This window comes from Pseudomonas sp. Colony2 (assembly GCF_019382755.1).
In the GTDB taxonomy this organism is placed as follows: domain Bacteria; phylum Pseudomonadota; class Gammaproteobacteria; order Pseudomonadales; family Pseudomonadaceae; genus Aquipseudomonas.
Genome location: NZ_CP080030.1, coordinates 5114862 through 5127025, shown reverse-complemented (window position 1 = coordinate 5127025; position 12164 = coordinate 5114862). Strand labels below are relative to the sequence as shown.

At 60.2% G+C, this 12164-nt stretch carries 11 protein-coding genes; 7 read left to right on the top strand and 4 right to left on the bottom strand.

All coding sequences use genetic code 11. From position 1 onward, the window contains the following. Positions 1-202, top strand: a 202-nt coding sequence (locus JV201_RS20360; protein WP_219405979.1) for a hypothetical protein, incomplete at its 5' end; no start/stop codon positions are given. Between the two features lie 311 nt (positions 203-513). Here JV201_RS20360 and JV201_RS20355 read toward each other — a convergent pair. Together JV201_RS20355 and JV201_RS20350 are read right to left on the bottom strand one after the other, a co-directional pair. After that, a complete protein-coding gene (locus JV201_RS20355; RefSeq protein WP_003211127.1) occupies positions 514-1644 on the bottom strand; it encodes a catalase family protein in 1131 nt (376 codons plus the stop codon). A 31-nt stretch (positions 1645-1675) separates the two neighbouring features. Further along, positions 1676-3487: a di-heme-cytochrome C peroxidase gene (locus JV201_RS20350; protein ID WP_177049483.1), complete on the bottom strand. Its 1812-nt coding sequence runs from the start codon at positions 3485-3487 to the stop codon at positions 1676-1678. 246 nt (positions 3488-3733) lie between these two features. Here JV201_RS20350 and JV201_RS20345 point away from each other — a divergent pair, with 246 nt between their 5' ends. The 5 genes from JV201_RS20345 to JV201_RS20325 all read left to right on the top strand — a co-directional run bounded on the left by JV201_RS20345 (position 3734) and on the right by JV201_RS20325 (position 6583). Beyond that, positions 3734-4474, top strand: a complete 741-nt coding sequence (locus JV201_RS20345) for an FKBP-type peptidyl-prolyl cis-trans isomerase (protein WP_003211122.1) — start codon at positions 3734-3736, stop codon at positions 4472-4474. 463 nt (positions 4475-4937) lie between these two features. After that, the gene (locus JV201_RS20340; protein ID WP_003211120.1) at positions 4938-5393 is read left to right on the top strand and encodes a YkvA family protein; all 456 of its coding nucleotides are present in this window, start codon (positions 4938-4940) and stop codon (positions 5391-5393) included. A gap of 97 nt (positions 5394-5490) precedes the next feature. Beyond that, positions 5491-5829, top strand: coding sequence for a helix-turn-helix transcriptional regulator (locus JV201_RS20335; protein WP_219405978.1), 339 nt, complete (start codon positions 5491-5493; stop codon positions 5827-5829). Beyond that, positions 5826-6197 (top strand): hypothetical protein, encoded by a 372-nt coding sequence (locus tag JV201_RS20330; RefSeq protein ID WP_003211116.1) that lies wholly within the window; start codon positions 5826-5828, stop codon positions 6195-6197. The genes JV201_RS20335 and JV201_RS20330 overlap by 4 nt, the downstream gene beginning before the upstream one ends. Then, complete coding sequence (locus tag JV201_RS20325; RefSeq protein ID WP_087694979.1) at positions 6197-6583, top strand: sel1 repeat family protein; 387 nt, start codon at positions 6197-6199, stop codon at positions 6581-6583. The genes JV201_RS20330 and JV201_RS20325 overlap by 1 nt, the downstream gene beginning before the upstream one ends. 1 nt (position 6584) lies before the next feature. Here JV201_RS20325 and JV201_RS20320 read toward each other — a convergent pair whose 3' ends face one another. After that, a complete protein-coding gene (locus JV201_RS20320; protein ID WP_023659268.1) occupies positions 6585-8363 on the bottom strand; it encodes a bifunctional diguanylate cyclase/phosphodiesterase in 1779 nt (592 codons plus the stop codon). Between the two features lie 112 nt (positions 8364-8475). Beyond that, complete coding sequence (locus JV201_RS20315; RefSeq protein WP_023659269.1) at positions 8476-10557, bottom strand: carboxy terminal-processing peptidase; 2082 nt, start codon at positions 10555-10557, stop codon at positions 8476-8478. Between the two features lie 138 nt (positions 10558-10695). Between JV201_RS20315 and JV201_RS20310 the strand changes: the two genes are divergently transcribed. Next, positions 10696-11658, top strand: a complete 963-nt coding sequence (locus JV201_RS20310; RefSeq protein ID WP_087694978.1) for a zinc-binding dehydrogenase — start codon at positions 10696-10698, stop codon at positions 11656-11658. Positions 11659-12164: the final 506 nt, after the last annotated feature.

Here is a 12164-nt window from a genome sequence, read left to right as displayed (position 1 = left end):
AACAGCAAAAGCAAAAACCAGAGCGAAAACAAATCTGCTTTTCTGTGGGAGCGGGCTTGCTCGCGAAAAACCTGAGAGCGCCGCGTTCATCCAGAATGCCCGCGTCATCGTTAACGACCTTCGCGAGCAAGCCCGCTCCCACATTTGGACCGTGCCCGCTTTAGCTTTTGATTTTGCTTTTAACACTCAAGCCGGCCGGTAGGCCGCTGTGCTCTTGATCTGCTTTTGATCTTGATCTTGGGCGCCCCGTTAAACCACGCTGGCCGAACGCAGGCTTTGGAGCGTGGGTAACCTGGCAGGACGCCAGGTTAGCCGTCCTGGGCCAAGGATGGCCCATGACGGCGGCCCACGGTCCAAAGCCGGAGTGAGGGCACACCGAGCCTAGGCGAGGTGCCGAGTGGTGGGGCAAGAGCGTTTTGCTTACTTTTGCGCTTTTCAAAAGTGAGCCGCTGTAAGAGCGGAACCGATATAAGCCATCACCCAAATAACGGATATGTCCCCAACACCGCGGAGCTACAAATTCCGGCTATGCCGATAATCACTGACCGCCTCATACACCGCCTTACGCAACCGATTAATCCCCCCAATCGGCCGATGCGCCTCCACCCCAAACCACGGATTAAACGACTGATTATCACAAGCCAGATTCAACGCCGGCGTATCAAAGTCCTGCGCCGGAATCACCACCTTGGCCACCGTCTCAAACGGCGCATCACTCTCTTTCCATTCAATGCTGGTGTCCTCGATCGGCATGAACTTCTGCGGATTCTGCCGCTGAATCTGCAACACAAAACACGCCGCCACCCGGTCCGTCGACAGTTGCTGATTCAACGCACTGCGCAAAAAGTTCGGCAGGTCCTGATTCTGTTTGGGCAGCACATACGCAGGACACCCCTGGGGATCCGGCGCCACCCGAAACTTCGCATTCGCCGCCCCGAACTTATACGGCGACACCGAGAAATACGTCGTCTGCGTAGGACTCACCGGCGGCGGCGCCAACGTCGCCAGCGCGATAAACAAATGCCGCACCTGCCAACTGCGCGGATCCACCCCGGGGAAAAACGCCATGACTTTCTTGCCATCGGCCTGAGCCGAAATGTTCTGCGCATACTCCGCCACATCACTGACGAAAAAGTTCGGATGGCTGAACATCACAAAGTCCTGCTCACCCCGCGCCTGCTGATCCGCCAGCAGCTGTTTGCCTGGCACGTCCAGCAACTTGATCGCCATCCCCCGGGCATCCCGGATGCTGTCGAACTGCGGATACGCATTGCCGTTGGACAGTCGCATCATCGCCTGCCAGGTCTTGCCCGGCTCGGCGAACACGCCCTGGCGCAGGGCCGGGTCGAGGTCCGCCAGTACGCTGACCTCGGCCTTCACGCAGCCATGGGCCTTGGCATGCGCATCCCGCAGGTAACGCGTGCCTTCGCGGTGTTGGTCGACGATGCGCACGGCGGTCTGGATGATGCCCTGGGTCATGGCCGCTTCACCCGGCGGGATCTGTTCATCCGGCGATACCGGGCCGCTGTGCTGCCAGGCAAACCACAGGGTGGACAGCAACCAGCCCAGCAGGCCCAGGCCCACCAGCCACAACAGGGTCTTGCCGAGAAACGCGCCGAGGCGCAGCCAAAGTCGAGCGAGCATTTAAAAATCCTTTTCTGCAAAGTCGGTTGGGTCAGGGCAGTTGCTGTTCCAGCGGGCCGCCCAGCACTTTCAAATATTCCAGCAGCGCCCAGCGTTCCTGGGGCAGCAAGCCTCGGCCAATCACCCCGTTGCCACGCTGCCCGGCACGGAATTCGTGGCCGCTGTTGTGGTTGCCGGTGATGCGCGTATCGAACAGGAACGCGTTGGGGAACGCGGCGGTTTGATAGCCCAGGTGGCGCGGGTCGTATTCGAAGGTGCCTTTATAGAAGGTCGGGCTGCGCTCGTCCTGAGGCGAGAGCAATTGGTAGATCGTCGGCACCGAGCCGTTGTGCAGGAACGGCGGTGTCGCCCACACCCCGGCCAGGGGCCGTGCCTTGTAGGCACGCAATTCGCGTACGCCGATCGGCAGGCCGAAGCCGTCCAGGCGCGGGCGTTCGGCAGGTGTCACACCGGCGGCACGGTAGGCGTGGTCTTCGACAAAGGCGGTGATGTAGGCCAGGCCTTTGGCTGAAGAGAGGCTGCGCAGGTCCAGCGGCTCGGTGGGCGTGGGGTGCAGTTCGACGTTCATTTTCGCCAACTCCGCCGGGTCCCATTGCAGGGCGCTGAGGTCGAAGCGGTGGTCAGCGATATTGTTGGCAGTAGCGGGGTCGGTGCCGATGACTTCCACCGGGAGCATTTTCAACTGGCGCACCGGGCGGCCATCGACCTGGGACACCGCTGGCACGTGGCAGCCGGCGCAGTTTTCCGCGAACAGTGCGCGACCCTGGGCGGCCAGCGGTTTGTCGATGGCGCCGAACAGGTCTTCGGGCCAGGTGGGTGGCTTGAGCCGTTGCAGGGTTTCTTCGATGGTATTCAGGTCGCGAACCCGCACGCTGGAGGCGTAGCGCGCATCGCCCTGGAGCGGCTGGCCGGCGCTGTCGAAGAAGTCCAGGGTGGCGCCGACGCCCAGGGCTTCGCCGATATTGCGGGCCATGGGTTGTTGGGCCGAGCCATTCCATTGCACCCAGTCGAAGGTCCAGATGTCCCACAGTTGCGGGTAGTCCACCGGGGCGTTGGCGATGCGGTAGTTGTCGGGGGAAATGGCGTCGCCGAAGCTGGCGTTGGCGATACGGCCAAAGGCGTCGGTGCGGCCCGGGCCTTCTTCGGTGGGGTAGAGGCCACGGTGGGTGTCGTTCCAGGCAACTTTGAGGAAGTTGTTCAGGGACTTCTTGAAGTCCTGGCGCAGTTGCGCTGCGGTCTGGTCGTCGTAGTCATGGCCCAGCACGGTGCGGGCAAAGCGCTCGAATTTCCACGGGTTGTAGTAGGTCGAGGCCAGGCTGGCGACCAGTGCCTGGCCGAAGCTGCCGCCGCGCAGGGTCGGCACGCTGGACGGCAGCACATGTTGCGCCGGGCCACCGTCGATCCGCAGGCCCTGGCCTTTGAAGTTCAACTGGCCGGTGTGGCAGGCGGCGCAGGTGATGTCGAGAAACTCATCATTGCTGCCAGTATTTTTATGCCGGGCGAAACCCACCGGCAGGTTGCCGGGGTTTTGTGCAGTCGGCACTTGCCTGGGATCTACCAGGAAACCGAAGCGCGCCAGGTACTCGGGCGTGGCGAAACGCTGTTCGGAGAACGGCAGTTCCAGTGCGGTAAACCAGGCATAACGCAGGCCCTTGACCTGGGTGCCCTGGGGCGTGAAATAGTAGGTCTGGCGATCTGCGGCGCTCCATTGATCCTGGTAGTGCACCTGTTCCACCGGCACGTAGACCGGCAGCTTCGGGTTGACCACGTAATAGAGCACCACCGCCAGGACCAGGCCCAGCAGTATGAAAATCATCAGCAAAACACGGGAAAAAATGCGCAAGATAACTATCCTTGTCGAGTTGTAGCGTTCTTATGCCATCAGGCCAGCAGTGCGGCAAGTGGCCATGAGTCTCGTTCCAGCGCTGCTGCCGTCCGTTGCAGGGCCCTGGATTGAATGAAAATGCTTTTAAACACGTGAACTTATCAGAAGTTTCCTGCTCACATGCCGGTAGCCATTGGTCGTGGCCGCCTGATAAGCTCGCGACTTTACTCGAATGCCCTTTTGGCACACGAACAAGGAAATAGCATGAAACAGCATCGGTTGGCGGCGGCGGTGGCCCTGGTTAGCCTGGTACTTGCGGGTTGTGATTCGCAAACCAGCGTAGAGCTGAAAACCCCGGCGCAAAAAGCTTCCTACGGTATCGGCCTGAACATGGGCAAAAGCCTTGCTCAAGAAGGTATGGATGACCTGGACTCCAAAGCGGTAGCCCAAGGCATCGAAGATGCCGTCGGCAAGAAAGAACAGAAGCTGAAAGACGACGAGTTGGTCGAAGCCTTCGCCGCACTGCAAAAACGTGCTGAAGAGCGTATGGCCAAGATGAGCGAAGAGTCGGCAACCGCCGGCAAGAAATTCCTCGAAGAAAACGCCAAGAAAGACGGCGTTGTCACCACCGCTTCCGGTCTGCAATACAAGATCGTGAAGAAAGCGGACGGTGCTCAACCCAAGCCTACCGACGTAGTGACTGTTCACTACACCGGCAAGCTCACCAACGGCACCACCTTTGACAGCTCCGTGGATCGCGGCAGCCCGATTGACCTGCCGGTCAGCGGCGTGATTCCGGGTTGGGTCGAAGGCCTGCAACTGATGCACGTTGGCGAGAAGGTCGAGTTGTACATCCCGTCCGACCTGGCCTACGGTGCCCAGAGCCCGAGCCCGGCGATTCCAGCCAACTCCGTGCTGGTATTCGACCTGGAACTGCTGGCCATCAAGGACCCGTCCAAGGCAGACGCTCCTGACGCACCGGCGGCTCCTGCTGCCAAGAAGTAATCAGCGCCTGAACACACAACGCCCCGTCTCGACGGGGCGTTGTTGTTTCTGGCCTATGCGATCGTCCCCACGCTCTGCGATCGTTCCCACGCTCTGCGTGGGAATGCATCCCGTGACGCTCTGCGTCACCATTGCGCATAGCTCAAGCCTAGCGCTAACAGCAAGCGCGGAGCGCCACAGGCGGCATCCCCACGCAGAGCGTGGGAACGATCAGCTGAATCCAGGGCAAATTCAACCGAACCCATGCGGGCTAGAGCAGTCTGATAAAAGACCCGAGTACGGGTAGACGCAGATTATCTCCAAGTCAATGAATTCTTGGGTTTTTTTTATGTGCGCAAAAAACGCCCGATCTGACTGTAGGCCTTGTATTACGTGGCTTTCAGCCTGGAAAATAGGCTCTGTTCACAAGGTTATCCACAATTTGTGTGGATAACCTTTTCTGTTGCCTGGAACTGGAGTGACGATGAAAGCCCCGTTTAATTTCACCCGCTTCCTGCCCATGGCTGCTCGCCTGCTTGGCCGTGGGCGCTTGCCGACGTTGCTGTTCGCGGTCGCCGCCAAAGGCTCGAGCCAGGGCAACCGGCTGGGCAAGCTCAAGGACGACCTCAAGCTGCTCCAGGCCTTGTGCCTGGCCTACTGGCGCGGCGAGTACCGGGCCATCAGCCCCAAGGCGCTGATTTCGGTAGTGGCAGGGTTGATGTACTTCCTGAGCCCGATTGACGCGATCCCGGACTTTATCCCGGTGTTCGGCATGCTCGACGACATTGCTGTGCTGGCGTGGGTCATGAAGACCCTCGACGGCGAACTGAGCGCCTTTCGCGCCTGGCGCGAGCGTCAGCTCCCCGAGAAACTTGCGGTGGTTGAGCGCCTTCCTGCGACGCCTCAGCTGCTTACGCAAGAACACCTGAAAAAAAACTGAACCTTGGGAATATCCCCCTGCGCTCTTTGTGGCTGTTAGGATTACACTCCTAAGGAAAGTACTTACGAAGTAAGTGTTGTGATCCTACGGGGCAGTCATGGATATTCAGATAATTACAAAGGATGGCGAGCCCGAATATGCGGTTCTGCCATGGGCTCAGTATCAGGCGCTGTTAAAAGCTGCCGGTCAGCAACAGCCAACGCCTCCCGCTTCGACCATTAGCCAAGCCACTGCCGAGCCGGCTCTGCGCCCCCTGGAGCAGCTGCGAAGCCTGCGCGAGGCCAAGGGCCTGGCCATCGAGGTTCTGGCGCGCACAGTGGGCATCAGCCCGTCTTACCTGGGCCTGATCGAAAGCGGTGAACGCCAGCCGGACGCTGCCATCCGCCGCAGCCTGGCCTGGGAACTTGGCGTTGCAGGTTGGAGGGACGAAACGTGAGCGTACGCATCAGCCGTCAACATTGGGATGGGTTACTCAACGAGCTGGACCAGGCGCGCCGACAGCGCCACCTCTTGACCTACCGCGCCTTGCTGGAGCGCCTGCAATTTCCCACGCCGGCCATGCAGACCCTGACGGCTGCGCTGGAGCACCTGGCGGCGCTGGATGCCAAGGCCGACCAACCACTGCGCAGTTCCCTGGTGATCAGCCAGGGCGCCAGTCGCCTGCCACGTACCGGTTTCTTTGAATGCGTGGAGCGTCTCGGGCGCTTCTGCGGGCCGTCCGATGGCGTGGCCGCGGCGTCGTGGCACGCATCCGAAGTGGTTCGAGTATTTGAATACGATTATCCCGAGTCAGCGGAGGCGTAGTGTTCTGGAAGCTCAAGGCGTATGCCAGTTACTGGCTGGCGCGCAAGTTGTTTCATTGGTCCTGGTTCGTGCGACAGCCGCGTGGCTGGCAGTGGCTTGAAGGCCAGTTCGCGCGCATGGCCAATCTGGGCGACGTAGGAGCACAGAGTTTCTACGGACATATCCTGACGTTTCGTGGCAAGGGCCTTGGCGCCCGTGAAGAAGGCGTGCGACTGTTGCGGCTGGCGGCCTTGGCCGGCGACGGCAAGGCGGCCTACCAGGTTGGGGTGTTGAGCCTTGCGGGCAGCCTTGGCAAGGCGCCTGATCCGCTGGAAGCGGCACGCTGGTGGAAAATCGCCGCCCGAGCCGGGCACCCGTTGGCGCAGATGCGCCTGGAGCAACTCTGATCTAGAGCGGCTGCGGTTCTGCCTGGCCCAACTCCAGGCTGTCAATCACATGAATGCTGTAGCCCGCCACGTTCTTCGCGTGGTGCTTGGCTTGCGAGGCCAGTTCTGCCAACTGGCTGGCATCGAGTTGTCCACAGGCCTGTGGATACAAATGCACCACGCCGATGGACAGCGACAGCAGCGCAAACTCCTGGCGCACGCCCTGGCGGTTCAGTGCAACGAAACAGCCCGCGTCCAGATGCTCGCTGCGATAGAAGCGCCGGCACTGGGTGTGGAAGTCGTCCAGCAGTTGGTTCAGCCGCTTGCGCCAATCCTGCGGCCCCAGCACCAGCAAAAAGTCATCACCGCCGATATGCCCGACGAAGTCGCGGCTGGGGTCTACCCGGTCGTTCAGGCATTGCGCCAGGCACAGCAGCACTTCATCGCCCCGGCCATAGCCGTAGATATCGTTGAATGGCTTGAAACTGTCGATATCGACGTAGCAGATCACAGACTCGCGTTGTTGCTGCAACAGCCGCGTCAGGCACTGCTGGATGGGGACGTTGCCCGGCAGCAAGGTCAGCGGGTTGGCATAGCGTGCCTGCTGGATTTTCAGCTCGGTAATCAGCTTGAGCACATCGATCACCCGGCCCAGCCCCAGATAATCGCCGTTGAGGGTGATGATGAAATCTTCCTCGATCCGCTGGCGTGCGCGACTGGTGAGCAGGCGGCTGACCTGCTGCAAGGACTGGCTCAGTTCCACCGCGAGAAAGTCATCGCTCATTAACCGGCTGATGGGCTTGCGGGCGAACAGATCGGTGGCGAACGGCTTGAGTAGCGCATCTGACAGCGAGTGCCGGTGCACGATGCCAATCGGGTGGCCACGCTCATCCAGCACCGCCAGGGAATTGAGGTTGGCCTGGCGCCGGAAGGCTTCCAAAACCTGCGCCGTGGCGGTGTGCTGGCCCACGGCCGGTTGTTCGTTGAGCAGGGCGCTGAGGTCGCTGCCTTCGTCGTTCAGCGCGACGTTGGCGTTGTCGGGCTTGGGCAGCATCAACCGCGCTTCCTGCGGCGGGTGTTCCTGGGGGCGGCAGAGCAGGTAGCCCTGCACTAGGTCAACGCCCATTTCCGTGAGCACCGCCAACTCTTCCGGCAACTCGATGCCTTCGGCGATGACCTGGGCCCGGGAGGCCTTGGCGATTTGCAGGATGGAGCCGACAAACTCGCGCTTGAGGGCGTCCTGGTGGATGCCGTCGATAAAGTGTCGATCGATCTTCACGTAGTCCGGGCGCAGCTCCGACCACAGCCGCAGGCTGGAATAACCGGCACCCAGGTCATCCAGGGCAATCGAAAAGCCCATGGCGCGGTAGTGGTGCAGCGCGGTTTGCAGCAGTTGAAAATCGTCGGTCGGGGTTTGCTCGGTCAGTTCGATCACCACCTGGCTGGGCGGGATGCCGAAGTCGCTGAGCAGTTGCAGGGTACGGCCGGGCTGGTGGGCGGTCTCCAGCAGGGATTCGGGTGAGACGTTGAGAAACAGCTTGCCCGGCAGTTTCTGCTCGCTGAACCGCCGGCAGGCACTTTCCCGGCAGACCATCTCCAGCTCACTGAGACGCCCGGCGTGACGGGCCACGGAGAACAGTGCGACAGGGGAGTGCAACGGGCTGTTGGACGGGCCGCGACTGAGGGCTTCATAACCGATGACGCGTCGTTCAGACAGGGAAATGATGGGTTGGAACAGGCTGTGCAAACTGCCTTGAGCCAGGATTGAGCCCAATGCATTCAGCTGTTCGGTCATGGTCATGATTTTCTCGGGTCGAAAAAAAAGGACCTGCTTTGGCAGGTCCTTCATTTCACGACAGAATGATGTCTATTTGATGACACTCCGAGGAGCGTTCACATTAAATCGCCATCATTTACTGCTTGGCCACCGTCTTGCTGATTTTCAAGTAGTCCAGCAGGATGCGCCCGGTCTCGCTCAGGTAGGCATCATCTTCCGGCTTGGTTTTATCAGGCTCGGCGGCGATCGCGTCTTCGTCTTCTTTCTTCAGTTCCTTGAGCGGGGCTTCGCCTTTGGCCTTGCGGCGGGCGTTCTCCAGCACCAGTTGCTGATTCTCGATGTCGGTGTGCTGCGCACGACGGTCGGCTTCGTTCAGGCTGACGGTTTTCTCTTCCATCAACTTCTTGGCCAGGGCCAGTTTGTCGCGGATGAAGATGAACTCGGCATCCTTGGCGGAGCGGGCTTCGTGATCAGCTTTCAACTCTGCGATGTACGGTTTGAACGGGTCTACCGCAGGCTTGATCGCAGGACGGATGGTGTCCCACGGCATCGCCTCGGGCAGGGCGCTCTCGCCGATTTCCTTGGTGTCGATGATCGACGGGAAATCGACGTCCGGCAGTACGCCCTGATGCTGGGTGCTCTGCCCGGAAACCCGGTAGAACTTGGCCAGGGTCAGTTTCAGCTCGCCATGGTTCAGCGGCTGGATGGTCTGCACGGTGCCTTTGCCGAAGGTCTGGCCGCCGATGATCAGCGCACGGTGGTAGTCCTGCATCGCGCCGGCAAAAATCTCCGAGGCGGATGCCGAGAGGCGGTTGACCAGCAACGCCATCGGCCCTTTGTAGAAGGCACCCGGGTTCTCGTCTTCCAGCACGTCGACACGGCCGTCAGCGTTACGCACCAGCACGGTCGGACCCTTGTCGATAAACAGGCTGGTCAGCTCGGTGGCTTCCTGCAGGGAACCGCCGCCGTTGTTGCGCAGGTCGATGACCACGCCGTCGACTTTTTCCTTCTGCAATTCTGTGAGGATTTTCTTAACGTCGCGGGTGGTGCTCTTGTAGTCCGGATCACCGGCGCGGAACGCTTTGAAGTCCAGGTAGAACGCCGGGATCACCACCACGCCGAGCTTGTAGTCCTTGCCATCCTGCTTGAGGTTGAGGACTTGCTTCTGGACGGCCTGGTCTTCGAGTTTCACCGCTTCACGGGTGATGGACACGATCTTGCTGGTCTGGTCGTTCGGTGCGTTGGTGTGCGGAATCACTTCCAGGCGCACCACGCTGCCTTTCGGCCCGCGGATCAGCTTGACCACTTCATCCAGGCGCCAGCCGACCACGTCGACCATCTCTTTGTCGGCCTGGGCCACACCGATGATCTTGTCGGCCGGGGCAACCTGCTTGGTCTTGTCGGCCGGACCTGCCGGCACCAGACGCACGATCTTCACCTGGTCGTTATCGCTTTGCAGGACGGCACCGATGCCTTCCAGCGACAGACTCATGTTGATATCGAAATTTTCCGCGTTATCTGGCGACAGATAATTGGTGTGCGGGTCGTAGGACATTGCGAAGGTGTTGATGTAGGCCTGGAAGATATCTTCGGCACGGGTCTGATCCAGACGTGCCAGCTGATTCTTGTAGCGCTTGGTCAACAGTTCCTGGATGGCCTTCGGCTCTTTGCCGGCGATCTTCAAGCGCAGGACTTCATCCTTGACGCGCTTGCGCCACAGGTCGTCCAGCTCGGCTTCGGTGGTCAGCCAAGGAGCGTCCTTGCGGTCAACCAGCAAGGTCTCTTTCTTGGTGAAGTCGAACTTGTCGACACCTTTGTCCAGCTCACCAATGGCGAAGTCCAGACGCGCTTTGACGCGGTCCAGGTAGCGCTTGTAGATGGTGAAGCCGGGCTGCAGGTCACCGCTCTTGAGGAAGTCGTCGAACTGCGTCTTCCACTTGTCGAACTCGGTGATGTCGCTGGCCAGGAAATAGCTGCGCGAGGGATCCAACAGCTTGAGGTAGCTGTCGTAAATGATCACCGAACGAGCGTCGTCCAACGGCGGCTTGCTGTAATGGTGGCGCTTGAGCAACTCGACGACGTTAAGGCTGGCAATCACCTCATCGCGATCAGGCTGAAGGTTGTCCCAGCTGTTGGCTGCGAACGTATTGCTCGACAGCGGCAAAAGGCCGATACCGATAAAAAGAGCGAGGGCGGTGCTGGGGAACAAATGCTTCATGCTGATTCGACGCGGGGGCAATTGATAACGCATATTAGGCCGTCTTTGAAGTCGCCGGTTCCATATGGGCCGGTCGCATAATGCAAAAAGCCCGACGCTACAGCAACGGGCTCAGTCCAGACTCACTATGGAGGCACTGTGAAAGCATTGCAAGGCGTTGAAGGTCATGTGGAGTGGCAAGAAGAGCCAAGTCCTACATGCGATGTAGGCCAAGTACGCATTCGCGTGGCGGCTGCGGGCCTGAATCGCGCCGATTTATTACAGCGTTCGGGGCTTTATCCGCCACCTCCCGGTGCCAGCCAGGTGCTGGGCCTGGAGTGTTCCGGGGTGATCAGCGAAGTCGGCGCCGGTTCGTCGTGGCAAGTGGGTGATCGGGTTTGCGCCTTGCTGGCTGGCGGCGGGATGGCTGAAGAAGTGGTGGTGGATGCGCGGCATGTGCTGCCGGTGCCGGAGGGTGTGTCCCTGGTGGAAGCGGCCGGGTTGCCCGAGGTATACAGCACCGCGTGGTTGAACCTGTTCCAGTTGGCGGGCCTCAAGCCCGGCGAGAAGGTGTTGTTGCATGCCGGTGCCAGTGGGGTGGGCTCGGCGGCGATTCAGTTGTGCAAGGCGTTTGGCAGCCCGTGCTGGGTCAGCGTGGGGTCGGCGGATCGCCTTGCGTACTGTGAAGCGCTGGGGGCTCAGGGGGGTGTGGTACGTACTGACGGCATCGAGGGCTTGAGGGATTTTGGACCGTTCGATGTGATTCTTGACCCGGTGGGGGGGAATTACGCGGCGCTGAATCTCAAGCTGGTGGCGCGTGATGGGCGCTGGGTGTTGATTGGGTTGATGGGGGGGCGTGAGGCGCAGATCGATCTGGCGCAGGTGTTGGCCAAGCGTGTGCAGGTGTTGGGGTCGACGTTGCGCAGTCGGGATGATCAGTTCAAGGCTGACTTGTTCAGTGACTTGAGCCAGCATGTTTGGCCGTTGTTTGCCGAGGGGCGCTTGAGTCCGCAACTGGCCAGGACGTTTCCGATCAAGGATGCCGAGGCTGCGTTTGCGGAGCTGGCGACTAATCGGATTTCCGGGAAGCTGGTGTTGGTGATTGACGAGAGTCTGACCTGATTTCAGATGCGACATTTGTGTTGGGGGGAGTTGGGCTGGGTGTATATCCGTTATTTTCGTAACGGCGACTATTGGTTCCGCTCTTACAGCGGCTCACTTTTGAAGAGCGCAAAAGTAAGCAAAACGCTCTTGCCCCACCACTCGGCTCCTCGCCTAGGCTCGGAGTGCCCTCACTCCGGCTTTGGACCGTGGGCCGCCGTCATGGGCCATCCTTGGCCCAGGACGGCTAACCTGGCGTCCTGCCAGGTTACCCACGCTCCAAAGCCTGCGTTCGGCCAGCGTGGTTTAACGGGGCGCCCAAGATCAAGATCAAAAGCAGATCAAGAGCACAGCGGCCTACCGGCCGGCTTGAGTGTTAAAAGCAAAATCAAAAGCTAAAGCGGGCACGGTCCAAATGTGGGAGCGGGCTTGCTCGCGAAGGTCGTTAACGATGACGCGGGCATTCTGGATGAACGCGGCGCTCTCAGGTTTTTCGCGAGCAAGCCCGCTCCCACAGAAAAGCAGAT

Excerpts from the sequence above, each read along its gene's own strand:
- JV201_RS20335 (WP_219405978.1), top strand. The coding sequence starts at position 5,491 with ATGGATATTCAGATAATTACAAAGGATGGCGAGCCCGAATATGCGGTT.
- JV201_RS20340 (WP_003211120.1), top strand. The coding sequence starts at position 4,938 with ATGAAAGCCCCGTTTAATTTCACCCGCTTCCTGCCCATGGCTGCTCGC.
- JV201_RS20345 (WP_003211122.1), top strand. The coding sequence starts at position 3,734 with ATGAAACAGCATCGGTTGGCGGCGGCGGTGGCCCTGGTTAGCCTGGTA.
- JV201_RS20315 (WP_023659269.1), bottom strand. The coding sequence starts at position 10,557 with ATGAAGCATTTGTTCCCCAGCACCGCCCTCGCTCTTTTTATCGGTATC.
- JV201_RS20355 (WP_003211127.1), bottom strand. The coding sequence starts at position 1,644 with ATGCTCGCTCGACTTTGGCTGCGCCTCGGCGCGTTTCTCGGCAAGACC.
- JV201_RS20320 (WP_023659268.1), bottom strand. The coding sequence starts at position 8,363 with ATGACCATGACCGAACAGCTGAATGCATTGGGCTCAATCCTGGCTCAA.